This window comes from Streptomyces sp. NBC_00459 (assembly GCF_036013955.1).
Classification (GTDB): Bacteria; Actinomycetota; Actinomycetes; order Streptomycetales; family Streptomycetaceae; genus Streptomyces.
Genome location: NZ_CP107903.1, coordinates 4970414 through 4993829, shown reverse-complemented (window position 1 = coordinate 4993829; position 23416 = coordinate 4970414). Strand labels below are relative to the sequence as shown.

General features: G+C 68.1%; 23 protein-coding genes and 1 pseudogene. 12 read left to right on the top strand and 12 right to left on the bottom strand.

Annotation, left to right across the window (positions count from 1 at the left end):
- Positions 1-24 precede the first annotated feature (24 nt).
- Both OHN74_RS21850 and OHN74_RS21845 read left to right on the top strand, forming a co-directional pair.
- Positions 25-1158 (top strand): metallophosphoesterase, encoded by a 1134-nt coding sequence (locus tag OHN74_RS21850; RefSeq protein ID WP_443060426.1) that lies wholly within the window; start codon positions 25-27, stop codon positions 1156-1158.
- 205 nt (positions 1159-1363) lie between these two features.
- A complete protein-coding gene (locus tag OHN74_RS21845; RefSeq protein ID WP_327696243.1) occupies positions 1364-2239 on the top strand; it encodes a hypothetical protein in 876 nt (291 codons plus the stop codon).
- A gap of 45 nt (positions 2240-2284) precedes the next feature.
- Here OHN74_RS21845 and OHN74_RS21840 read toward each other — a convergent pair whose 3' ends face one another.
- The 4 genes from OHN74_RS21840 to thiC all read right to left on the bottom strand — a co-directional run bounded on the left by OHN74_RS21840 (position 2285) and on the right by thiC (position 6351).
- The gene (locus OHN74_RS21840) at positions 2285-3391 is read right to left on the bottom strand and encodes a hypothetical protein (RefSeq protein WP_327696242.1); all 1107 of its coding nucleotides are present in this window, start codon (positions 3389-3391) and stop codon (positions 2285-2287) included.
- Positions 3392-3605: 214 nt separating this feature from the next.
- Positions 3606-3743: a hypothetical protein gene (locus OHN74_RS21835; protein WP_443060425.1), complete on the bottom strand. Its 138-nt coding sequence runs from the start codon at positions 3741-3743 to the stop codon at positions 3606-3608.
- 164 nt (positions 3744-3907) lie between these two features.
- The gene (locus tag OHN74_RS21830) at positions 3908-4387 is read right to left on the bottom strand and encodes a hypothetical protein (protein WP_327696241.1); all 480 of its coding nucleotides are present in this window, start codon (positions 4385-4387) and stop codon (positions 3908-3910) included.
- 143 nt (positions 4388-4530) lie between these two features.
- On the bottom strand, positions 4531-6351 hold the full coding sequence (gene thiC, locus OHN74_RS21825) for a phosphomethylpyrimidine synthase ThiC (protein ID WP_327696240.1): 1821 nt from the start codon (positions 6349-6351) through the stop codon (positions 4531-4533).
- Between the two features lie 595 nt (positions 6352-6946).
- On the opposite strand from thiC, the gene OHN74_RS21820 reads away from it, so the two are divergent.
- Complete coding sequence (locus OHN74_RS21820) at positions 6947-8539, top strand: YibE/F family protein (RefSeq protein ID WP_327700224.1); 1593 nt, start codon at positions 6947-6949, stop codon at positions 8537-8539.
- A gap of 120 nt (positions 8540-8659) precedes the next feature.
- On the opposite strand, the gene OHN74_RS21815 is transcribed toward OHN74_RS21820, so the two are convergent.
- The 4 genes from OHN74_RS21815 to OHN74_RS21800 all read right to left on the bottom strand — a co-directional run bounded on the left by OHN74_RS21815 (position 8660) and on the right by OHN74_RS21800 (position 11046).
- Positions 8660-9097 carry an SsgA family sporulation/cell division regulator gene (locus OHN74_RS21815; protein ID WP_327696239.1) on the bottom strand — a complete coding sequence of 146 codons (438 nt, stop codon included), beginning with the start codon at positions 9095-9097 and terminating at the stop codon, positions 8660-8662.
- Between the two features lie 100 nt (positions 9098-9197).
- A complete protein-coding gene (locus OHN74_RS21810; RefSeq protein WP_327700223.1) occupies positions 9198-10106 on the bottom strand; it encodes an IclR family transcriptional regulator in 909 nt (302 codons plus the stop codon).
- Positions 10107-10341: 235 nt separating this feature from the next.
- Entirely contained in the window at positions 10342-10554 is a 213-nt protein-coding gene (locus OHN74_RS21805; RefSeq protein WP_006373816.1) for a DUF5326 family protein, read from the bottom strand.
- A 174-nt stretch (positions 10555-10728) separates the two neighbouring features.
- A complete protein-coding gene (locus OHN74_RS21800; RefSeq protein WP_164408297.1) occupies positions 10729-11046 on the bottom strand; it encodes a cupin domain-containing protein in 318 nt (105 codons plus the stop codon).
- 48 nt (positions 11047-11094) lie between these two features.
- Here OHN74_RS21800 and OHN74_RS21795 point away from each other — a divergent pair, with 48 nt between their 5' ends.
- The 5 genes from OHN74_RS21795 (at position 11095) to OHN74_RS21775 (ending at position 14948) form a co-directional block, all read left to right on the top strand.
- Positions 11095-11472 carry a phage holin family protein gene (locus tag OHN74_RS21795; protein ID WP_006373800.1) on the top strand — a complete coding sequence of 126 codons (378 nt, stop codon included), beginning with the start codon at positions 11095-11097 and terminating at the stop codon, positions 11470-11472.
- A 9-nt stretch (positions 11473-11481) separates the two neighbouring features.
- Complete coding sequence (locus OHN74_RS21790; RefSeq protein ID WP_327696238.1) at positions 11482-11973, top strand: low molecular weight protein-tyrosine-phosphatase; 492 nt, start codon at positions 11482-11484, stop codon at positions 11971-11973.
- On the top strand, positions 11970-13139 hold the full coding sequence (locus OHN74_RS21785; protein ID WP_327696237.1) for a cystathionine gamma-lyase: 1170 nt from the start codon (positions 11970-11972) through the stop codon (positions 13137-13139). Before OHN74_RS21790 ends, OHN74_RS21785 begins: the two co-directional genes overlap by 4 nt.
- A 227-nt stretch (positions 13140-13366) precedes the next feature.
- The gene (locus OHN74_RS21780; RefSeq protein WP_327696236.1) at positions 13367-14272 is read left to right on the top strand and encodes a LysR family transcriptional regulator; all 906 of its coding nucleotides are present in this window, start codon (positions 13367-13369) and stop codon (positions 14270-14272) included.
- A 193-nt stretch (positions 14273-14465) separates the two neighbouring features.
- Positions 14466-14948 (top strand): NUDIX hydrolase, encoded by a 483-nt coding sequence (locus OHN74_RS21775; RefSeq protein WP_327696235.1) that lies wholly within the window; start codon positions 14466-14468, stop codon positions 14946-14948.
- Between the two features lie 14 nt (positions 14949-14962).
- Here the strand turns inward: OHN74_RS21775 and OHN74_RS21770 are convergent, their stop codons facing one another.
- Both OHN74_RS21770 and OHN74_RS21765 read right to left on the bottom strand, forming a co-directional pair.
- Positions 14963-16621, bottom strand: a complete 1659-nt coding sequence (locus OHN74_RS21770) for a globin domain-containing protein (protein WP_327696234.1) — start codon at positions 16619-16621, stop codon at positions 14963-14965.
- Between the two features lie 330 nt (positions 16622-16951).
- Positions 16952-17584, bottom strand: a complete 633-nt coding sequence (locus tag OHN74_RS21765) for an HAD family hydrolase (protein ID WP_327696233.1) — start codon at positions 17582-17584, stop codon at positions 16952-16954.
- A gap of 166 nt (positions 17585-17750) precedes the next feature.
- Here OHN74_RS21765 and OHN74_RS21760 point away from each other — a divergent pair, with 166 nt between their 5' ends.
- From OHN74_RS21760 to OHN74_RS21750, 3 genes and pseudogenes are all read left to right on the top strand, one after another.
- Positions 17751-18617 carry a GNAT family N-acetyltransferase gene (locus tag OHN74_RS21760; protein WP_327696232.1) on the top strand — a complete coding sequence of 289 codons (867 nt, stop codon included), beginning with the start codon at positions 17751-17753 and terminating at the stop codon, positions 18615-18617.
- Between the two features lie 78 nt (positions 18618-18695).
- Positions 18696-19025, top strand: a pseudogene (locus tag OHN74_RS21755) (MarR family winged helix-turn-helix transcriptional regulator); the annotation flags it as partial.
- A 9-nt stretch (positions 19026-19034) separates the two neighbouring features.
- Positions 19035-19487, top strand: coding sequence for a GNAT family N-acetyltransferase (locus OHN74_RS21750; protein ID WP_327696231.1), 453 nt, complete (start codon positions 19035-19037; stop codon positions 19485-19487).
- Between the two features lie 58 nt (positions 19488-19545).
- On the opposite strand, the gene OHN74_RS21745 is transcribed toward OHN74_RS21750, so the two are convergent.
- Positions 19546-20931, bottom strand: a complete 1386-nt coding sequence (locus tag OHN74_RS21745; RefSeq protein ID WP_327696230.1) for a serine hydrolase domain-containing protein — start codon at positions 20929-20931, stop codon at positions 19546-19548.
- Between the two features lie 328 nt (positions 20932-21259).
- On the opposite strand from OHN74_RS21745, the gene OHN74_RS21740 reads away from it, so the two are divergent.
- Positions 21260-21829, top strand: coding sequence for a dihydrofolate reductase family protein (locus tag OHN74_RS21740; protein WP_327696229.1), 570 nt, complete (start codon positions 21260-21262; stop codon positions 21827-21829).
- 102 nt (positions 21830-21931) lie between these two features.
- On the opposite strand, the gene dnaB is transcribed toward OHN74_RS21740, so the two are convergent.
- Positions 21932-23407 carry a replicative DNA helicase gene (dnaB, locus tag OHN74_RS21735; protein ID WP_327696228.1) on the bottom strand — a complete coding sequence of 492 codons (1476 nt, stop codon included), beginning with the start codon at positions 23405-23407 and terminating at the stop codon, positions 21932-21934.
- Positions 23408-23416 lie beyond the last annotated feature (9 nt).

Here is a 23416-nt window from a genome sequence, read left to right as displayed (position 1 = left end):
CCGATGCGGTGCAGATGCGGCGCGATGGTGGAGGGGTCGATGACTCAGGGGGCCGGTCAGGGACCCGAGGTGACGCGGACGGCGACGTTGCGCGACTTCCGGGTGCCCGCTTACGTCCATGAGGCCGGTCCGCACACCGACGGCGCGGCCCCCGGGGACGTCACCGACGGAGCGGCCGACACCGAGGTCCAGGAGCCCGCCGAGGGCGCGCAGACCCTTTCCGACCTGGAGGAATACCCCGACGGGTACACGCCGACCCAACGCGACCTGCCCGTCATCAACCGCGGTGACACGCTTCAGGTGACCGTCGATCCCGCAGCCCTGGCCGCCGACGGTCCTGGACCTCTTTTCGTCGTCGGCGACGTCCACGGCTACATCGACGAACTGGTGGGCGCCCTTCAGGAACAGGGCCTGATCGACAGCGCGGGCAACTGGTCCGCGGGCACCGCCCGGCTCTGGTTCCTCGGCGACTTCACCGACCGCGGTCCGGACGGCATCGGCGTCATCGACCTCGTCATGCGGCTGTCCGCCGAGGCGGCCGCGGCCGGCGGCTACTGCAAGGCCCTCATGGGCAACCACGAGCTGCTGCTGCTGGGCGCCAAGCGGTTCGGGGACACCCCCGTCAACTCGGGCGCGGGCACGGCCACCTTCCAGGCGGCCTGGTTGCTCAACGGCGGCCAGAAGACCGACATGGACCGGCTTCAGGACCACCACCTCCAGTGGATGGCCCGCCTCGACGCGATCGAGGAGGTCGACGGCCACCTGCTCGTGCACTCGGACACCACCGCCTACCTCGACTACGGCGACTCGATCGAGGCGGTCAACGACACCGTCCGCGAGACGATCACGCGCAACGACGCGGACGAGGTGTGGGATCTGTTCCGCAAGTTCACCAAGCGCTTCTCCTTCCGCGACGAGGGCGGTCCCGAAGCCGTACGCTCCCTCCTCGATACGTACGGTGGCAGCCGCATCGTTCACGGCCACAGCCCCATCCCGTATCTGGTGGGCGACGCCGGCACCGAGGACGACGGTGAGGAAAACTCCGGTCCGAACATCGAACACCCGCACGTCTACGCCGACGGACTGGCGATCGCGATGGACGGCGGCGTGACCATGGCCGGAAAACTGCTGGTCCAGGAACTTCCACTGGATCTCTGACGGATATCCGAGCGTTTCCCGGGCAGGCGTCCTCCGACTGCGAACCGCAGCGGCCGGGGGACACTCGCACGGCAATTTCTTCAAACCCCCTGTCACCGCGCGCCGTCGCCGCTCTACCATCGGCATATCCGTAGCAGGCTCCCCTCCGTTTCTGCCCGACGGCTCGTCAGCATGCCGAGCCCCAAGCCCTACGGAGCATCGGGGGATGCACATGAACAGCGTTCCGCAGCACCTGCTGAACGAGGACCGCCAGGAATACGAGCGGATCCTCGATGAGGCGCTGCGCTCCGCCCCACACCGCCCGGAACTGGCCGCCGTCGGTCAACGGCTGAACCCCGAACAACTGCGCACCATGGCACTCAACGCCACCGCGCTCATCACGGTGGCCGCGGCGGCCGAATACCAGCACTACGTGAAGGTCCGCGACGAACTGCGCCACCCGGCGCCGTCCACCCCGTCGTCCCTCCACGAATCCGGCTCCACCGAGCCGGGCACAGGCTCGATGGGACTCGCCGCTGGCATGGGCGAGATCGCCGCCGAGACCGCCGGGGCGGGCGCCGTCGCCGTCGTCGCGGTCCTGGCTCCCGTCCTCGCGGGCACGGCCGCGGCGATCTTCCTGCTCGTGGGCTACATCCTCAAGATGCTCGACCCCGAGCCGGCGTTCGCCCAGACCATGCTCACGACCGGATGGGTGTTCGGTGCGGTGACCGCGGCAGCGATACTCGTCGCCGCGGTCGGCCTGCTCCTCACCGCCCTGCGCAACAGCCCGGAGGCGGAGGAGGCCGGGGGGTACGGCGAACTGACCGGGGAGGTCGCGCAGGCCAGGGAAGCCTGGCGCGAGGCCCTGCTGGAGCGCGGCATCATGCCGTTCCTCCGCGACGCCCTCGCCGACCCCGGTACGGCGGCCATGAACCGCAAACCGTCCCCGGAACCCACCACCGGCCGCATGCCCCACCTCGGCTACAACCGCCCCGGCTTCAGCAGCCCCGATGACGGCTCGACGACGAGTCACCGCCCCAGCTTCACGAGCCCGGACTTCAGCAGCCCGGACTTCGGAGGTCCGGACCACCCGCCGGAGTGACCGACGGTCCGGACGGGGGACCCAGGACTCAGGTGGAGCGGGCGGCTACTGGAGGCGCCTGACCACCTGGGCTTCCGCGCGCTCCACAGGCGTACGGCCGTGCACATGGACCAGGGCCAGGTGGTACAGGGCCGGGGCTACCGGTGCCCATCGGTGGATCCGGTCGGCGTGCAGCATGTAGCGGACGACGTCGGCCGGACGGAACGGCACGTAGTCGATCGTCTGATGCTCCCAGCGGTCGGCCGCGCCTCTGCTCAGCCGTGCCTGCAGACCCTCGCGGGTGATGTCCTTGAGCCGGGCGTGGAAGTGGGCGCTCCATTGCCGCCGTTCCACGTCGACGACGAAGGCCAGCAGCACGAGGGAGTACTCGTGGGACTCCAGCGAGAGCTCTTCGCGCATACCTCGGCGGGCCACCGCGTGCAGTTCCGGCGCGCTTCGGCCGGAGGAGTCGATGTGACGTGACAGCCCTTCGTTGACGGATGAGTTCCACAGCCCCTGGCCCGTCCGGACCCGGTTGCTGCGCCGACTGACGACCAGCATGTCGTCGGCCGTCACCACGGCGATGTTCACCCCGAAGCTGCACTGGAGGAACGCGGGCGCGACCAGTGGATCGTCCGGGTCGAGATGGCGGCTACGAGGTGTCGTGCCGTCCGGCAACCGGCGGTCGAGCTGCTGAGTGGCCAGGAAGGTGTAGTAGTCGGTGGGCCGCAGGCGTATGTGGACCTCCGGATGCTCGGCCAGGGCCGTCCTTGAGATGTCGAACGACTCGACCGCGTAACGGGGGCCGTTCCACACCGGTGTCCGCCCTTCCGCCCTCAACCGCTCGTTCTCCGCCTCGATCTCGTCCCGCCAGCCGGCCATCTCCTCGGGGAGCGTGATCTCCTGGTCGAGCACATGCACGTGCACGTCCTCGGGGGCGATCGCCACGTCGCCGTCTCCTTCGACGATCAGCGCGGAGGTGTGCAGCGGCCCGAGTGAGAACGTCTGCCAGGCCGTACTGCTCTCCTCCCGCTGCCGCAGCCCGCGCACCGCACTGACCGACCGCTTCCGCAGCCGGAACCAGGCGTCCTGCAACGGCTGTTGGAACAGCGTTGCGAACACCATGCCGAGTACGGCTCCGACCACTCCGTTGGCCACGTCGATTCCGCCCATGGCACGGAGGTTAGACAGAACGATCAAGGAACGGGGGTTCTTGTCCCTTCCGTTACCGCTCGCACCGAAACCCTTCGACGGTCCTGCTCACCCACCCGTAACGGCCCGCGCCTCCGAGACGCCCTGAGAGCGTCAACGGAACCCGCTCCCACTCGGAGACGCGAACCATCACGAACCGGCATGAGCCGGCACGAGCCGGCACTCGGGGTCGGTGTCAGTCCGCGATGGGCAGGTAGACCCGGTTGCCCGCCGCGGCGAACTCCTTCGACTTCTGCGCCATGCCCTGCTCGATCTCCACCGGCGTACCAGACGCACCGCCGTGCTCGCGGCGGATGTCGTGCGAGATCTTCATCGAGGACAGCCTCAGCCAGGAATACTCGAATTCGTGCTGCGTATCGACCCTGATCGGAATGGACTGTCCCAGGGATTGGGCCGCTCAGGAGCATCCCGCTGCATCAGTCACAGGTTCCCTTGAGACGGAGAGACAAGGGCATTACCGTAAGCCCTTGGAACGTGTCAACTCGACGCAGGACCAATCACTTTGATGGAATCCACCTGCAACTGGGGAGCGGTCGTCGCCCCGCCGATCTGCGTGTCGTACGTGATTGATCCGCTCACTTCGACCTTCGCCCGGAAGCTGTCACCCGTCACTATCTGTGCGAACGCTGACGCGTCTCCCTTGAGAACGGTGTTGGTCGGGTACTGATACGCGTTTGCGTGCCGAACTCCGTCTACGTCGGCCCGGAGTACCTCAGGGCCCGTGGCTGCGTCAGCCTGGGTGACCACTCCGTATACGACGTAGCGCTCACCAACGTGTGCATCCGGATTCTTAGCGATCAGTGCCCACTTTCGCGCGGTCAGCTGGTCGTAGGTTGCTGTGGGCGACGGTGGTGATGCTTGAGTCGACGTAGGCGGAAGAGCAAGGGCGCTACCAGGTGCGACCAAGATCAGCCCGAGTACCGTCAGTATCCCTGTGGTGATCGCTCGGTTCTTCATCAGATCTCCTGGGGTCCTCTCCCCCTCCTTGATGGTAGATCCTGACCGTGCAGCCGTCGCCTTGTCTCCCTGCCGGTAGCAGATCTATCCCCCGAACCCACGGCCTCCCCACAGGCCGCAGGTTCGCCTGGTGACTGCTCTACTCAGTCCGCCAGCGGCAGATACACCTTGTTCCCGCTCGCCGCGAACTCCTTCGACTTCTGCATCATCCCCTCGGCGACCTCCTCAGCCGTCGCCCCCGCAGCCGCCGTACCGCCGAACCGCTCTGTGATGCTTTGGCTAATCTTCATCGAGCAGAACTTCGGCCCGCACATCGAGCAGAAGTGGGCTGTCTTGGCAGGCTCGGCCGGCAAGGTCTCGTCGTGGAACTCCCGCGCTGTGTCCGGGTCGAGGGCCAGGTTGAACTGGTCCTCCCACCGGAACTCGAAGCGGGCGTCGGAGAGCGCGTCATCCCATTCCTGCGCACCTGGGTGCCCCTTGGCGAGGTCGGCTGCGTGGGCGGCGATCTTGTAGGTGATTACGCCGGTCTTGACGTCGTCACGGTTGGGCAGACCCAAGTGCTCCTTGGGTGTGACATAGCAGAGCATGGCCGTGCCCCACCAGGCGATCATCGCGGCACCGATGCCGGAAGTGATGTGGTCGTACGCCGGCGCGACGTCCGTCGTCAGCGGGCCGAGCGTATAGAACGGAGCTTCATCGCAGATCTCCTGCTGTAGGTCGATGTTCTCCTTGATCTTGTGCATCGGGACATGTCCCGGGCCTTCGATCATCGTCTGTACATGGAAACGCTTCGCGATCGTGTTGAGTTCCCCGAGCGTCCTCAACTCCGCGAACTGTGCCTGGTCATTGGCGTCCGCGATCGAACCCGGCCGCAGACCGTCGCCGAGGGAGTAGGTGACGTCGTACGCGGCGAGAATCTCGCACAGTTCTTCGAAGTTCTCGTACAGGAAGGACTCCTTGTGGTGCGCCAGGCACCATGCCGCCATGATCGATCCACCGCGCGAGACGATGCCGGTCTTGCGGTTCGCGGTGAGCGGTACGTACGCGAGGCGGACGCCCGCGTGGACCGTCATGTAGTCCACGCCCTGCTCTGCCTGTTCGACGACCGTGTCCTTGTAGATCTCCCAGGTCAGTTCCTCGGCCCTGCCGTCCACCTTCTCCAACGCCTGGTAGAGCGGCACCGTGCCGATGGGAACGGGGGAGTTGCGCAGCACCCATTCGCGGGTGGTGTGGATATTGCGGCCGGTGGACAGATCCATGACCGTGTCGGCGCCCCAGCGCGTCGCCCAGGTCATCTTCTCGACCTCTTCCTCGATGGAGGAAGTGACCGCGGAGTTGCCGATGTTGGCGTTGACCTTCACCAGGAACCGCTTGCCGATGATCATCGGCTCGATCTCCGGGTGGTTGACGTTCGCGGGCAGTACCGCACGGCCGGCGGCGATCTCCGCACGGACCACCTCGGGGTCGATGTTCTCCCGGATGGCGACGAACTCCATCTCGGGCGTGATCTCCCCGCGGCGGGCGTACGCGAGTTGCGTCACCGCCTGTCCGTTCCTGCTCCGGCGCGGCTGCCGGGGCCTCCCCGGGAACACCGCGTCGAGGTTCCTGAGCCCGCCACGCGGCGAGGTGTGCTTGATCCCGTCGTCCTCCGGGCGGATGGGGCGACCCGCGTACTCCTCGGTGTCGCCGCGGGCGATGATCCAGTTGTCCCGCAGCGGTGCCAGCCCCCTGCGAACATCGGTGTCGACCTGCGGATCGGTGTACGGGCCCGACGTGTCGTACAGGGTGACCGACTTCCCGTTGGTGAGGTGCACCTGACGGACCGGCACCCGCAGGTCGGGGCGTGAGCCGCCGACATACCCCTTGTGCCAGCCGATGGACTTCCCGGCCTCCTGGGACTGTTCGCCCTGGGCGGGCTGTTCGTCCTGGTCGGAGGCAGGCGTGCGTGTGTCCTTGATGGTCATGAGACCTACTCCCTACGCCGGCATTACCCGGTAACAGGTTCAGCGGTCGACGCAGCGGATTCCGTCTGCCGATGTTTCATGTGAAACATCACTCGTTCCACATGTTCCACGTGAAACATCGCTAAGACGGAGGTCAGCGCCCTCTCAGCCCGGTGCTCCGAGCTCCCGCGTGTGCAAAGGTGCCTCCACGCTAGCGTCAATTTGGGCGAGGTGAACAGAGGGCCCCTGCCGTTCTTGCGATGATCGGGCGGTGACCACGACGCAAGGACCCCCATATCCGCCCTCCGAGCCACCGCGCGGAAGCGGTGCCGGGCCGGGCAGCGGAAACGGCGACAGCACCGGCCCGCAGCGCAGGTTCCGGCTGGGCGACGGCCCTGGTGGCCCTGGTGGAGCCGGTCGACCCGGTGGTGCGCCCGGAGCCGGAACGGGAGGCGCCGGTGGAGCGACCGGACCGAGTGACAGTCCCGGATACGGGCCCGGCCAGAGGGTCGAGCGCGACTATGGGCCGGGGCCAGGTCAGGGCGGGCGAACGGGCCCGGGAGGCCACGACCCCGGGTTCGGTGCCGAGGGGCCCGGGACCGGCCGGTTCGGCCCGATTCCCGTATCCGAAGGCGGGCGGGGTCCCGGCCTCGGAGCGAGCGGCGGGCACGATCACGGCTCCGGTCCGGGGCACGGCGCGGGCCATGGGCACGGGAACGGACCCGGTGGGAGGTCTCGCGGCGGTCCTGGGAGCGGTGGCGATGGCGGTGGCGGTGGCGGGCATGGCCCCGGACCAGGGGGCGGGCAAGGGGGCGGACACGGACCTGGGCCCGATGACGCCCACGGCCCCGATGACAACCAAGGTCACTCGCACGGCCACAGTCACAGCCATGGCCCGGCGGCCCCTGTCTCCATCCATCTGCGGAAGATCATCGGGGCGATTCTGATCCCCTTCGCCGTGGCGGTCGTGGTCGGGCTCGCGGTGCTGTGGCCCGGGGGTGCCCCGGCGCACGAGCGCACGGGCGTCGGCTTCGACCGGCAGACCCAGGAGGCCACGGTCACCAAGGTCGTCGCGGTGGACTGCAAGTCCGTCAACGCCTCCGGGGAGACCCCGACCGGCGACACCTCAACCGCCGAGGGCTCCTCGGCACAGCAGCAGGCGACCGGCGACTGCAAGCGGGCGACGATCCGGGTCGACACCGGTGACGACAAGGGCCGTACGTTCACGGAGATCGTCCAGCCGGACCAGTCACGGCAGTTGCACCAGGACGAGAAGGTCGTGGTCGCCTACGAGCCCTCCGCACCGAGGGACCTGCAGTACTCGGTCTCCGACGTGAACCGCAGGTTCCCCATGGCCCTGCTGGCCGGCATCTTCGCGCTCGCCGTCGTGGCCGTAGGCCGCATGCGCGGTGTGATGGCACTGGTCGCATTGGCCGTCAGCTTCATGGTCCTGACCTTCTTCATCCTGCCGGCGGTCCTCCAGGGCTCGAATCCGCTGATCGTGGCGGTGGTCGGGGCCAGCGCCATCATGCTGATCGCGCTCTACATGTGCCACGGCCTCTCGGCCCGTACGTCTGTTGCGGTGCTCGGCACCCTGATCTCGCTGGTGCTGATCGGCATTCTCGGCTCGCTGTTCATCGGCTGGGCCGCGCTGACCGGCAACACGGACGACAACACGGGCCTGATCCATGGCCTGTATCCGTCCATCGACATGAGTGGCCTGCTGCTGGCAGGCGTCATCATCGGTTCGCTCGGTGTCCTGGACGATGTGACGGTGACGCAGACATCGGCGGTCTGGGAACTCCACGAGGCCAATCCGACGATGGGATGGCGCGGGCTCTACCGGGCCGGCATCCGCATCGGCCGCGACCACATCGCGTCCGTCGTCAACACTCTCGTGCTCGCCTACGCGGGCGCCGCGTTGCCGCTGCTGCTGCTCTTCTCGATCGCGCAGAGCAGCGTCGGGGCCGTCGCCAACAGCGAACTCGTCGCGGAGGAGATCGTGCGGACTCTGGTGGGCTCGATCGGTCTGGTCGCGTCCGTGCCGGTGACCACGCTCCTGGCGGCTCTGATGGTCTCGGCCGACCGCCCGGGCACGGCACCGCTGACCGCAGGAGCGGCAGCAGTGGCCGGACCGGGAACGGGTACTGCGGCAGCGGGAACGGCGGCCCAGGCCCGCGCGGGGAAGGGCCGTCGCCGCAGGCACTGACACTGACGGAGACTGCACCGGCTCCGGGTCTGCGCCGACGCAGCGCTGAGCGCGAAGTGTGGCTGCAGCGCTTCTCCTCGCGCCAAGGAGAAGCGTTACAGCACTGTCGGGGACCGGGGCTCAGCCCGCGCTCTGTTCCTCCGCCAGAATGCGGTCCAGCGCCTCGTCGAGGTGGGCGTCGAAGTCCGCGAGGGAACGCTCCTGCCCCAGCGGCACGAGCTTGTCCGTGCGGTCGAGGAAGGCCACGAGCGGCGCCGCACCTGAGCGGAACAACGCCTGGTCGCCGCCGACCTGAAGCCGGATCAGCACCTCGCCCAGGACATCGCTGTCGGCGGGCGCGATCCGCACATCCCCGTCCCCGCAGGGCCGGCCCACTCCGTCGATCAACAGCTCGCGCCCGAAGGCCCAGGTCACAGGGGCGTCGCCCGGCAGATGGAAGGTCAGCCGGACGGCATAGGGATCACAGGTCTCGTAGCGCAGCTCCACCGGAATGCGGAAGGAGAGCTCCTCCGAGACAAGAAAGCTCATCATGACTTCTGCCTGCACCGACTCGCGCATCGCCTAACCCCGTCACTTGCCGTGGACTGGCCTGGAATCATCGCTCTGATACTGCTCGAATCTTGCTGAAAGTACACGGTGAATCACAAGGAGTGAGTTTTCAGATACTGATAGAGATCGCGAGCGACCCCAGCAGTCTTCCGACCTCTGTTTGCAACTGCCGTGCCGCGACTAGCAGTCGATCGGCCTGATGGGAAGGCAGAGAAATGGCCAATGTGGCAGCCGTGGAACCGATCGTGATCGGAACCGCCGCACAGACCGTCCCCAGCGCGTACTCCTGCCGCTCTACGACCAGTTCCATTCGCCGCATGCGGTCGAGGCGGCGCAGCAACGTGTGGCTGTCACGCACCGTGTAGGGGGTGACCGCCTGTACGGGGTGTCGGTCGAGATGGTCCCGACGGCACTGTTCGTCCAACTGGGAGAGCAGGCACTGCCCGACGGCGTGCGCGTGTCCGGTCTCGCGGAAGTCCGCCCATTCCTCGACCGCCGGGTTGCCGGGGGTGTCGGAGACGCACATGACCTCGATCTCGCCGTCGCGGTACACCGCGTAGTACACGGGTACGCCGATGGCGTCCCGCCAGTGCGCGAGTGCGTCCACGACCGTGCTGCGACGTTTCTGCCTTGCACCGCTGCTGCCCAGTCGCTCGGCCGCCTCACCGAGGAAGAAGAGCCCTTTCTCTCGCCGCAGATAGCCCTCGAAGACGAGCGTCCGTAGCAGGTGGTAGGCAGTCGGGAGGGCGAGGCCGGTCTCGCGGGCCAGCTGTTTGGCCGGTGCGCCGTGTTCGTGCGCGGCGACGGACTCCAGCAGACGCATCGCCCGTTGCACGGAACCGATGAGGGTCGCCGTGGGGTGCGGTTCGGCGGGCGGCACGGGGGCGAGGGCGGGCACGGGGACCGACAGGGGTCTCTCGGTGGGCCGGCCGCGAGTCCTCGGGGAGGGCGAGGTCCGTTGTTCGGGCCGTCGCTGTACGGGTGGAGCCTGTGGTTCCACGGGGGCGGTGTCGACCATGGCGAGGGTCACTCTCGAAGGCGAGGGGGCTGCCCGTGCGGAAGGGCACGGGAGGAGGGGGTACGCCGTCCGCGAGGGTTGTCCCCGCGTCGAATTCCGGACTCTAACCGCCTGTCACCGCGTGCAGACGGCCCGTACGGGAAACTTCCCCCGCCCGAGGGAACCGATGATTTCTGTTACCGGCGCCCGCGCCGTCCCGTCCACCGGCTCCCGTGCCCCCCTCGCCCCACGGCTCTCACCAGTCGCTGCGCGACGACGAGCTCGACATGAACTTCCGTACGACGTAGATGAGTCCGCCGACCAGGGCGACGAAGACCAGCGCCTTGAAGAGCAGGCCGATGACGAACCCGACGACGGTCGCTATCAGCCCACCGAACACGACGAGGGCGATGACCGGCACCGCGACCCACTTCACCCACCACGGCATTCCCGCGAAGATCTCTCGCATCGCCCTTTTTCCTTACTGCTCGGCCCGTCGCATCCGCCGGGGCCTGTGCCCTTCGCTCGTGCCGGGACATTCGATGTTCCGCCTTCGATGCTAGGGCCGACAGGGGGCCCGGCGGGGGCCTCGCATCCCTTGTCCTCCCCTGATCGATCCCCTAGGGAACCCTGAGGCAACAGGTCAGCTCTCGGGCGGAGAGAAGACCACCATGACCCGCAGATCCTCGCTGATGTGGTGGAACTTGTGGGCCACCCCGGCCGGCACGTACACGACACTGCCGCGTGCCACCTGGGTCGTCTCCATGCCCACCGTGATCGCGGCCCGCCCGCTCACCACGAAGTACACCTCGTCCTGACGATGGGGCTGCTGTGGGTCCTGCTCGCCCGCGTCCAGTGCGTACAGGCCGACCGACATGTTCCGTTCGCGCAGGAACTGCAGGTAGGCACCGTCGTTGGCGGCGCGTTCCGCCTCCAGTTCATCCAACCGGAATGCCTTCATCGCCCTCGCCCATGCTCGTAACCGATCTCTTCTGCAACGATCAGACACATGAAGAATTTCGTAGTCAAGACGATCGCCAACGCGGGCGCCCTCGGCGTGGCCGTGTGGGTCCTCGACAAGATCACCCTGACCGGTGACAGCACGGGCAAGAAGATCGGCACGCTGATCGTCGTCGCCCTCCTGTTCGGCCTGGTGAACTTCCTGGTCAAGCCGCTCGTGAAGGTGCTCACCTTCCCGCTGTTCATCCTCACGCTCGGCCTGATCACCCTCGTGGTCAACGCCCTGATGCTGCTGCTCACCTCGTGGCTGGCCGACAAGTTCGACCTGAGCTTCCACGTCGAGGGCTTCTGGACTGCCGTCCTGGGCGGCCTGATCATCTCGATCGTCTCCTGGGCGCTGCACATCGTCCTTCCCGACGAGGACTGAGGACACCCGATGCCCTACCGCGTCTGTTTCGTCTGCACCGGCAACATCTGCCGCTCCCCGATGGCGGAGTCCGTCTTCCGCACGCGAGTGGAGGAGGCCGGGCTGGCCGGCCTGGTCGAGGTCGACAGTGCGGGCACGGGTGGCTGGCACGAGGGCGACGGCGCCGACCCGCGCACGGTCTCCGTGCTGGAGGCAGCCGGTTACGACGGCGATCACGCGGCCCGCCAGTTCCGGGCCGCGTGGTTCGCCCGCCTCGACCTCGTCGTCGCCCTCGACGCAGGCCATCTGAAGGCCCTTCGTCGTCTGGCGCCCACTCCGCAGGACGCGGAGAAGGTACGTCTGCTGCGCTCGTACGATCCCGCCGCGGGTGCCGATCTGGACGTCCCCGACCCGTACTACGGGGGTATGGACGGCTTCGAGGAGTGCCTTGAGATGGTGGAAGCGGCAAGTGTGGGCCTGCTCGCCGCGGTACAGACCGAGGTGGAGGGATGGGCGGCATGACCGATTCGGCTGCGAACGGGAGTTCGGGCGTTCCCGCGAACCCGGGCATGGGCGACGGGACACGCGCGGTGCGGGCGGGGCTGCCCGAGCCGGTCAAGTACGCGCCGGCCCTCCCCGGCCCGGTGTTCGCGGCCCACTACCACCTGCCGGGCGCCCCCACCGGCCCGTACACCTACGGCCGCGACGAGAACCCGACCTGGACGCTGCTGGAGCGTGCCATCGGCGAACTGGAGGCGCCGGAACAGGACGGCGTCGAGACGCTCGTCTTCGCTTCCGGGATGGCGGCCGTCTCATCGGTGCTCTTCTCCCAACTGCGCACCGGGGACACCGTCGTCCTGCCCGGCGACGGCTACCAGGCGCTGCCCCTGGTACGGGCCCAACTGGAGGCGTACGGCATCGAGGTGCGCACCGCGCCGACCGGCGGCAACGCTCAGCTCGACGTTCTCGACGGCGCGCGGCTGCTGTGGATCGAGACCCCGTCGAACCCCGGCCTTGACGTGTGCGACGTACGACGGCTCGCCGAGGCGGCACACGCGCGTGGCTGTCTCGTGGCCGTCGACAACACGCTGGCGACACCGCTCGGCCAGCGCCCGCTGGAGCTCGGCGCAGACTTCTCCGTGGCCAGCGGAACCAAGCAGCTCACCGGGCACGGCGACGTACTGCTCGGCTATGTCACCGGTGCGGACGCCACCGCGATGGCCGCCGTACGACGGTGGCGCAAGATCGCAGGAGCGATTCCCGGGCCCATGGAGGCCTGGCTCGCACACAGGTCGATCGCCACACTCCCTCTGCGTGTCGACCGACAGGACGCCACCGCGCTGGCTCTCGCCGAGGCTCTGCGCGGGCGGCCCGAGGTGACCGGGCTGCGTTATCCGGGGCTGCCGGAGGATCCCTCGTACGGGATCGCTTCACAGCAGATGCGGCGCTACGGGTGTGTGGTTTCCTTCGTGCTGCCCACGCGCGCGCGTGCCGACCGTTTTCTCGGTGCGCTGCGGCTCGTCGATGACGCCACCAGCTTCGGTGGGGTCCGGTCCACGGCCGAACGGCGCGGCCGGTGGGGCGGCGACGCCGTTCCGGAGGGTTTCATTCGTTTCTCGGTCGGCGCCGAGGACCCGGGCGACCTGGTGGCGGATGTGCTGCGCGCGCTGGAGGAGTGGACTGACTGACCGGACGAGCAGGAGCCGAGAGACGCTCCGCTACACACGATGGCGGTCCGAGCCTCCCCCCTCGTGGCTCGGACCGCCGCGGTTCCGCGCGCGAAGAACCGCGCGAACAAGGCTAGTTGACTCTGTGTCAGTGTCCAATCACTGTAGCGACAGGGTCCTATCGACTTATTTATAGTTGGACGGATCCGGGAGGCCGAAAGAAGGGCAGGGAAGGGGGAGCGCGCGTCATGGACCTGGCCCTGCTGCGCACCTTCGTGACCGTCCACCGAGCCGGCTCCTTCACTCGTGCCGCCGCCCTGCTCGGCCTCTCGCAGCCTGCCGTCACCTCGCAGATCCGCACCCTGGAGCGGCAGCTGGGACGCCCTCTGTTCCTGCGCCAGGCCCGTGGCGTGACCCCCACGACCATCGGCGACGAGCTCGCGCACAAGGCCGCGCCGCATCTCGACGCGCTCGTGGAGATCACCGAGACCGGGCTGGACGAGGACTCCTCCGTACGCACGCTGCACCTCGCCGGGCCTCCGGAGTTCACCGCGGAACGCGCGCTGCCCGCGCTTACGGAGCTGACCGGCGACGACGGCCAGGGCTTCGCTCTGCGCGTCTCCTTCGGCAATGCCGAGGAAACCCTGGAGGGCCTGTCCGCCGGGCATCATGATCTGGCCATCACGACGACCCGTCCGCGCGGCACCCTGCTCACGGCGACTGCGCTCTGCGACGAGGAGCACGTCCTGGTCGCCGCTGCGCGCTGGGCCGCGGAACTCGGCCCCGGGAAGTTGCGCCGCAAGGGGCCGTCCGTCCTGCAGAACCTTCCCGTGGTGGAGGTCCACGAGTCGCTGCCACTCGTCGCCCGCTACTGGGCCTCCGTCTTCGGTACCCACCCCGCCGCCTCAGGCACCGTCATCGTGCCCGACCTGCGCGCGGTGCTCGCCTGCGCGGCCGCGGGTGCGGGGCTCGCGGTACTGCCTCGGTATCTGTGCGCGCCCGCCCTGGAGCGGGGCGAGGTGGTCGCTCTGCTCGATCCGGCGGTGCCCCCACTGCGGACGTACTTCCTGGTCGTCCGTACCGGCACACTGGCGATGCCTCACATCACACGGGCGCACGAATGGCTCCATCTCGCGGCGGCCGACTGGGGCTGAGCCCTCACAGAACCTGGATCCTTCTGCCCACCCTGCATGCCCTGCGCACCTCTGCGGATCTCTCAGGATCACTGCGATGTTTCACGTGAAACACGCATTTCGCCCCATGCGGTCCACAGCCTTTGCTCCGCCGAGAGCACTTCGTGGGGAGCCGGCATGTTTCACGTGGAACCAGCCGGGCCACATTTCTCCCATGACCGTCCGACCCGTGGTCAAGCGCACCGCACGCGCCATCCTGCTCGATGGCGACGACCTGATCCTCATCAAGCGGACCAAACCGAGTGTCGATCCCTACTGGCTCACCCCGGGCGGCGGCGTCGAACCGGACGATGCGACCGTCGTCGACGCCCTGCATCGTGAGGTGCACGAAGAGCTGGGTGCCAAGATCACCGACGTGGTGCCCTGCTTCGTGGACACCGTCGAGCACATCGGCGCGGACGGCGGCGCCACGGGCGTGAAGGTCCAGCACTTCTTCGTCTGCCGTCTGGAGAGCATGGACCCCTCGCTTCGACACGGCCCCGAAATCGAGGAACCCTGCGGCGACTACGAGATCGTCCGCATCCCCTTCACCCGGGTCGGCATCGCCTCCGTCCACCTCGTGCCGCTGTCGCTGCGCCACTATCTCGACGGGAACATCGAGGGCGTACGGGCGATGCACGCGCCCGACCTGGGCTGACAGCGCGCAGCCGGTCAGTTCCCGGTGACGACCAGCTCCTCCACCGAGTCGTGGCGGATCCGCTCCGCGGGGAAACCGGCGCGCAGCAGCGTGTCCACACCGCTGCGGATCATCCCGGGCGGGCCCGACAGATAGGCGTCGTACTCGTACCAGGGCCCGTACTCCCGTACGGCGTCGGGGAGCTGGAGATTCGCCTGCTGATCCACGACCGCGCGCACCGACAGCCAGGGATGGCTCTGCTGGAGCCGCAGCATGGTGTCGATGTCGTACAGGTCGAGATGTGTACGGGCACCGTAGAAGACCTCGACCGGCCGCCGGTCACCGTGCTCGGCGACGTCCTCGACCAGTGCCTTGATAGGCGCGATGCCGGTGCCGCCGCCCAGACAGAGCAGGCCGCTGTTGGTGGTGTGGTCGACCGTCATCGTGCCGGCGGGCGGGCCGAGTCGCAGGATGTCGCCGGGTCGGGCGCGGTGCACCAGCGCGCTGGAGACCCAGCCGGCGGGCACGGCCTTCACGTGGAACGACAGCAGACCGTCGGAGCGGGGCGCCGAGGCGAATGAGTAGTGCCGCCATATACGGGGCCACCACGGCGTCTCCAGACTCGTGTACTGCCCCGCGAGGAACGGGTACGGCTGGTCGGGCCGGACGGTGACGACGGCGATGTCGGGAGTCCTGAGGTCGTGCGAGACCACCTCCCCGTACCACCAGGCCGGAGCGCGCAGTTCGTCGACGGCCGCAGCGTCGATCATCACCTGTGCCATCGTCGTGTAGGCCCGTACCCATGCCGCCTCGGTCTCCTGGTCCCAGATCGCGGCGGCGTACCGGCTCAGCGAGCCGATGAGGCATTCGCCGACGGCCGGGTAGTGCTCGGGTCGGGTGCCGTACTTGCGGTGGCCGCGGCCGAGGTTCTTCAGATACGCGACGAGGACCTCGGTGTTGTCGATGTGCTCGGCGGCGGTGAGCAGTGCCTTGAGCAGCCGGTCCCGCTGGGTGTCCATCGCGGCCGGGAAAAGTGAACGCAGTTCGGGATGACGGACGAAGAGCAGCGCGTAGAAGTACGAGGTGGCCTTGTCTGCGACAGGACCGACCTCTTCCATAGTCCGCCGGATGAGCACGGCGTCAGGGGATGCCTGCTGGAGCGGCGCGGAAGGTGTGCGGGAAGCCTCGGAGGTGGTGGCCGCGAGGGCCGGCGCCGGGAGGACGGGTGGTGCGGGGGGCACGGGCTCGGTTGCGCCCGCCGACTCATCGGAGGCCGGCGGTACGGAAGCCGGGGGCACCGGGGCGAAGGGCGGGCGAACCGGCGTCCCGGTGGCCGAAGGAGCGGGAGTGAAGGGCGCGGGAAGCGGTGACGCGGGCGAGAGGGGCAGGGGAGGCAAAGGCCCGGGAGTCGGAGGAATCGCCGGGGGTCCAGGAGTCGACGGCGTGGATATTCGTTCCTGCTCCGTCGGTGGCTCGGCCCCGGCCGAACGGGCCTCGGCGTCCGGCGAGGAGTTCGTGGCGGCGGCCGTGGGCGGCCTGCCCACGGGACGCAGCGCGGCCAGCCTGCTGCCCTCCGTTGCCTCCTGGCCACCGCCCGGGGGTGCCTCCGGCTGCTTGTGCGGCTTGAACCAGCCGCCCCCGCCGCTGCCGCCGGAAGTGCCGTTGTCGGCCGACGTGGTGGTCGGAGCGTCCATGGTCTGCCTCGCCTCGAACATCTTTCGGTCGGTCTGCGCACTTCCTGGTTCGGAATGTGCTCGCGTTCCCCCGCTGACGGCTTGCTTTCCCCGTTCGCCCTCTGTCCAATGCGGCCACATACAACCCGGACCTCCGTCGTGTAACCGGAAATGCGAGTCTTCGATCTCTCCGTCCCGTTAGGCTGCATTGCCCTGCTCTTGCCGCGTGTGCGGGATACGCACCCCTGTACGGACAAGAACCGGAGTCGACCCTACCGGCCGTCGCCGAGCACACAAGTCCCGCCCTTATTCGCCGCTGGCGAGCAACGGGCGAACCATCAATTCCCTCAACTACCGGGCGCCGCACACGAATTCATAGGCATCCCACAAATCCCGCCCCGCGTAGGTGTGGGTCGCAAGGCCCGCCAGATGAAGGTCGGCGTTGACTGCGACAGAGACCGGTACTACCCGGAAGAGCTCCGCGTCGGAGAGCGAATCGCCGTACGCGACACAGTCCGCCCGGGTCAGCCCGAACTGCCCGCAGAGCCGGTCAGCGATCTCCACCTTGGCCACCGGCGTCAGGATTCCGGTGGGATCGAGCGGCTCTCTGAAAGGCACCGCCGGGAAGCGCGAGCCGTGCGCCGCATGCGCGCCCCACTCCGTCAGGCGTTCGACGAAGAACGAGGGCGACAGAGAGACAACGGCGCAGTACTCTCCCCGGCCCCGGATCGCCTCCCATGTCTCCCTGATCCGCCGCAGCCAGGGCGCTTCCGCGAAGGCCGCGTCGACATGAGCCACGGTCAGCTCCGCCCAGAGGAGGTGCACGCGCCGGGCGTACTCGGCAGGCTCGACACGTCGTGTCACGAAGTCCTGCTCCAACTCGGCGATTTCGCGATCGAGCCCAAGTTGCCGGGATATCTCAATGGGGGCGGCCGAGCCGTGCAGCAGTGTTCCGTCGAGATCGAAAAGATGCAGTCGCGTCATGGGTACCGAGGCTAGCCAGGGCCTGTCGCCCGATGACCGATGCTCACCGTTTCACGTGAAACATCTGTCCACGCGCTGCACGGACCGGCACGACATGGCCAAAAGAGCGTGCGTCCGACCGCAAACAGGTGGACGGAGGGGTCGCCGGTCGGACAGCCTGACCTGCGTGCCGACTCCTTCCCCCGCTGATCTGCCCATCCGCCGTCTTACGCGCCGCGATCTCATCGCCTGCGCCGACCTGTCCGAGGACCGGGGTTGGCCCCGCGAGGAGCACAAGTGGGGTCTCCTGCTCACCGCCGGGAAGGGGTACGGCATCGACGACCCCGGCGGCGGACTGGTCAGCGCATGTGTCGTCACCGAGTACGGACCGTACGGAGAGCCCGAGTTGGGAGCCATCGGCATGGTGCTGGTTGCCGAGCGGCATGCCCGCCAGGGCATCGGACGGCGGCTGATGCAGCACGTGGTCGCCGCGATGGGCACCACACCTCTGACCCTGCACGCGACCCCGAACGGCCGCCCGCTCTACGAAGAACTCGGCTTCAAGGTCAGCGGCGAGGCCGAGATGGTGCGCGGCCACTTCACGCCACACGGGCCGGAGCCCGAAGTAGCTACGCGCGCGGCCACGGCCGAGGATCTCGCCGCCATCATCCAGCTCGACGAGGAGGTGTTCGGCACCGACCGCACATCCATCATCACTCGACTGCCCGCCTTCTCCGACCAGTTGCGCGTCGCCGAGGAGAACGGCCGGATCATCGGCTACGCGGCGGCCTGGCCCAACATGGACACCCATGTCGTGGGACCACTGATCGCCCGCGACACAGAGGCGGCGAAAGCTCTCCTCGCCTCACTCGCCGCCCACACCGACCGTCCGCTGCGCACGGATATCGACGTGCGGCACGGGGAACTGCTGGCCTGGGTGAAGGAGCGCGGGCTTGCGCAACTGGGCCTCAACGCGGTGATGACGTACGGAACCGCCGAACTGCCGGGTGACTGGACACGGCGGTTCGCGCCTCTGACGGTGGCCGCGGGCTGAGGGCTCTCCGCAAGAGACGCACACACCGGCTGCCAGGAGACGCGCCGACAGCTCTGAGCATGCCTGCCCGGGTCACCGGTGGAGGGCCGCCTGCTGCCTGTCGGCGGCCTGAGCGTGCGCGCGTACTCGCTGCTGGACGTCCTCAGCCGACAGCACGACGGCGCGGGCGGCCATCTGCAGATGAAGGCGGTCGCCGACACGGTCGTCCTCAGCCAGAGCGCCACGACTCGACTGGTGAGCAGGCTTGAGGACTGCGGGCTGCCCGCCCGCTACCTGTGACCCACCGACCGCCGCGGGATCTACACGAACGTCAGCGAGGCGGGGTTCGAACTCCTCGACGAGGCGGCCAGGAATCCGGAGCCTGCTCCGCTGGTCCGGGTCGTGGAGCCGGTGATCCTGCCCGCATAGAGTGCGGCCATGGGAGATCTTGAGATACGGCCCGCGATCACGGAGGACGTTCCCGCGATCGTCGGCATGCTCGCCGACGACCCGCTGGGTGCGCAGCGCGAGTCACCGGACGACCTGACCCCATACCTGACCGCGTTGGACCGTCTGTCCGCCGACCCGAACCAGCACCTGGTCGTCGCGGTCCGCGAAGGGCGCGTGGTCGGCACGCTCCAGCTCACGATTGTTCCGGGTCTGTCCCGCAAGGGCGCGACCCGGTCGATCATCGAAGGTGTACGTGTCCACGCCGCCGAACGCGGCAGCGGTCTCGGCGGCAGGCTGATCGAGTGGGCGATCGACACATCGCGTCGGGAGAACTGCCAGTTGGTTCAGCTGACCTCGGACGTCACGCGCACGGACGCCCACCGTTTCTACGAACGGCTCGGCTTCACGCCTTCACACGTGGGCTTCAAGCTCCAGCTCTGACCACTCGGAGGAAGCGTCATGTTTCACGTGAAACATGACGCTTCCTCGCACTCGGCACCTACCTGATCCCACGCCACCCTTCCGGATCCACTCCACCCGGCACGGAAGCCCCCTGGTCGTACGGCTGACGCACGAAGACGAACGACCCGAGGTCCAGGTGGTCCACGACTCCGTCAGGCCGTCGTACGGCCTGGAGGAGCTCTCCGGCGAAGTAGCCGTCGAGGCCCGTCCAGGTGCCGTCGCCGTTCGGCCTGAAGCGCGAGCGGCGGCCGATACCGACCAAGGGTCCCAGCGAGACGCCCCCATCGGCCGACAGCCGCAGAGCATAAGGGGCGGTCCCCCAGTACCACTGGCCCGCCAACTCCAGTACCGCTCTGTCGACTTCGGGCATTGGCCGCCATGGCTCGGGAATCCGCGGCTCGGCCTCCGCGACGATCCTCACGAGGTCGGCGGCAGCCGCGGACACCAGCGGACCAGAGGTGCAGTTGGCCAGAACGACAGCCGCGAGGTCGTCCGCCACGCTGATGGTGAGGCTCGCCAGGAAGCCGGGCAGCGACCCTCCGTGCCCCACCAGTAGCCGGCCGTCCCGGTACTGAACCTGCATACCCAGGCCGTACGCCGAACCCGCCGCCACATCGTCCGGCTCGGCCGGAGCTGCCGGTGTACGCATCTCCGCGACGGACGCAGCGCTCAGCACCCGGTCGTCCCCCTTGGTGAGGAAAGCGGCGAAGCGCGCCAGGTCTCCTGTGGTGGACCAGAGCTGACCGGCCGACGCCATCCGTCCCAGGTCCTCCGTCGGCTCCGGCAACAGCACATCGGCCCAGGGATGCACCGCCCATCCACCCGCGTGCGGCGCCTGCGGCTGCCCGCTGGTCCGCTCCAGCCCCAGGGGATCGAGCACCTCACTTCGCAGCACGTCCTCCCACGGAGCACCGCGCAGTTCCTCGACCAGCGCGCCGAGAACGCTGTAGCCAGGATTCGAGTAGTGGTGGCGTCGACCCACGGGATGCAGCAAGGGCCGGTCCCCGAGTACGTCGGCCAACTCGGGCCGCAGTGATCCGGGGGTGCGTTCCCACCAGGGCGCGGGTGACTCGGCCGCCAACCCACCGGTGTGCGCGAGCAGTTCGGCGATGGTGGCCTCCCCCGCGCCGGTACCCGGCAGATGTTTCTCCAGTGGATCGACGAGATCGAGAAGCCCCTCGTCACGCAGCCTCATCACCAGTACCGCGGTGAAGGTCTTGGTGATCGAACCGATCCGGTACTGCACGTCGGCATCGGGCGCATGGCCGTCCACCGAAGTACGCGCCCCCGTCCATACCGTCTCCCCGTCCCGCACCACCGCCGCGACCAACGACGGCGCCCGTCCTTCACTCTGGGCAACCGCGATCCGATGCAGCAACGCCCGCCGTGTGCCGGGAAGAAGTTCGTTCTGAGGTGTTGTCATGGGGCAAGTTCATCGGTCGTGCTGCGTCGCGTCGAGCGTATTTCACCTGTGCCGCGGGGCACCGCAGGGTCTCGCCGCTCATGACATGTCGATCTTGCGTGACCTGGGCGTTCTCGGCTGTCTCACGGCAGTGTCACTCGTGATCAGTCTCCGATCCGTGGTATTTCCTCGCGAGGGCGGGATCGAGATCAGGTGGCTGTCCGAGTCGCCCGGGTACACCACGCTGAGCCCCGAGCACGAGGGCTACGGCGAGCCCGGATCGCGCACCGATGAGTTTCCCCCGCCGCACCGGTCTATCGCCGGACACCCACAACCGGAAGGCTGAACCATGCGGAAACTGATCTACGGCATGAACCTGACCCTGGACGGCTACATCACCGCGGCCGGCGACGACATCAGCTGGGGCGGACCGCCGAGCGACGAGCTGTTCCAGTTCTGGTCCGACCAGTTGGAGGCGACCGACCTGTCGCTGTACGGGCGCAAGCTGTGGCAGACGATGAGTTCCTACTGGCCGACCGGCGACCAGCAGCCCAACGCCACCCCGGCCGAGATCGAGTTCGCGCGCCGCTGGCGGGACATGGCGAAAGTGGTGTTCTCCTCGACGGTCGACAAGGTCGACTGGAACACCCGCCTGGTCACCGGCGACGCGGTCGCCGAGATCACCCGGCTCAAAGCCGAGGACGGCGGCCCGATGGACATCGGCGGCGCGACGCTCGCCGGGGCCGCCATGCGGGCCGGGCTGATTGACGAGTACGTGCTGGCCACCGCGCCGGTCCTGGTGGGTAGCGGCGGCACGCCGTTCTTCACCGCGCTGGACAGCTGGGTGAACCTGAACCTGGTGGAGACGCGGACGTTTCCCGGCGGCGTGGTCCTGACCAGGTACGAGACGAGGCGCTGAGCAGCAGCACCACTCGCTGGTCCCACGGTGATGTCGTGTCCGCCATCGGTACGACACGGCCCGTGGGATTACGACATCGGCCGCGAGACCTACAGGCACGCATCACGTCTGGGCCATGTCCACGAACCGCGAATAGTGGCCCTGGAAGGCGACCGTGATCGTCGCCGTCGGGCCGTTTCGATGCTTGCCGACGATGATGTCCGCCTCGCCCGCGCGCGGAGACTCCTTCTCGTACGCGTCCTCGCGGTGCAGCAGGATCACCATGTCCGCGTCCTGCTCGATGGAGCCGGACTCACGCAGGTCGGAGACCATGGGTTTCTTGTCCGTGCGCTGCTCGGGGCCACGGTTCAGCTGCGACAGCGCGATCACCGGCAGCTCCAACTCCTTGGCCAGGAGCTTCAGGTTTCGCGACATGTCGGAGACCTCCTGCTGGCGGCTCTCGGAGCGTTTGCCGCCGGACTGCATCAGCTGGAGGTAGTCGATGATGACGAGCTTCAGGTCCGCCCGCTGTTTGAGGCGTCGGCACTTGGCTCGGATCTCCATCATCGACAGGTTCGGCGAGTCGTCGATGTACAGCGGGGCGGCCGAGACGTCCGGCATGCGGCGGGCGAGCCGGGTCCAGTCCTCGTCGGTCATCGTGCCGGAGCGCATGTGGTGAAGGGCCACGCGCGCCTCGGCGGACAGCAGACGCATGGCGATCTCGTTGCGGCCCATTTCGAGGGAGAAGATGACGCTCGGCATGTTGTGCTTGATCGAGCAGGCACGAGCGAAGTCCAGCGCCAGCGTCGACTTACCCATGGCGGGGCGGGCCGCGATAATGATCATCTGGCCGGGGTGCAGACCGTTGGTGAGCTGGTCGAGGTCGGTGAACCCGGTCGGCACGCCGGTCATCTCCCCCGAACGTGAGCCGATCGCCTCGATCTCGTCGAGCGCACCCTCCATGATGTCGCCGAGCGGCAGATAGTCCTCCGTGGTGCGCTGCTCGGTGACCGCGTAGATCTCGGCCTGGGCGCTGTTGACGATCTCGTCGACGTCCCCGTCGGCCGCGTATCCCATCTGGGTGATACGGGTTCCGGCCTCGACCAGACGGCGCAGGACCGCGCGCTCGTGCACGATCTCCGCGTAGTACTCGGCGTTCGCCGCCGTCGGCACCGTCTGCACCAGCGCATGCAGATAGGGAGCACCACCGACCTTGGTGATCTCGCCTCGTCTGGTGAGTTCGGCGGCGACCGTGATGGGGTCGGCCGGCTCGCCCTTCGCGTACAGGTCGAGGATCGCCCCGTAGACGATCTCGTGAGCAGGCCGGTAGAAGTCATGGCCCTTGAGCACCTCGACGACGTCGGCGATCGCGTCCTTGGACAGGAGCATGCCGCCGAGGACGGACTGCTCGGCGTCGAGGTCCTGGGGCGGTACTCGCTCGAATGACGTGCTCTCGCTTTCCCACGCGCCGTTCTCGCGACCGCGGTCGTGCTGTTCGTCGCGGCCCCTGCCCCCTTCACGGCGTTGTCGGGAGGGGGGCAGACGATCACTGGGACCGCTGTCGGCCCACGGATCGTCCAAGGGCTCGGAAATACTCACCGAGCCACC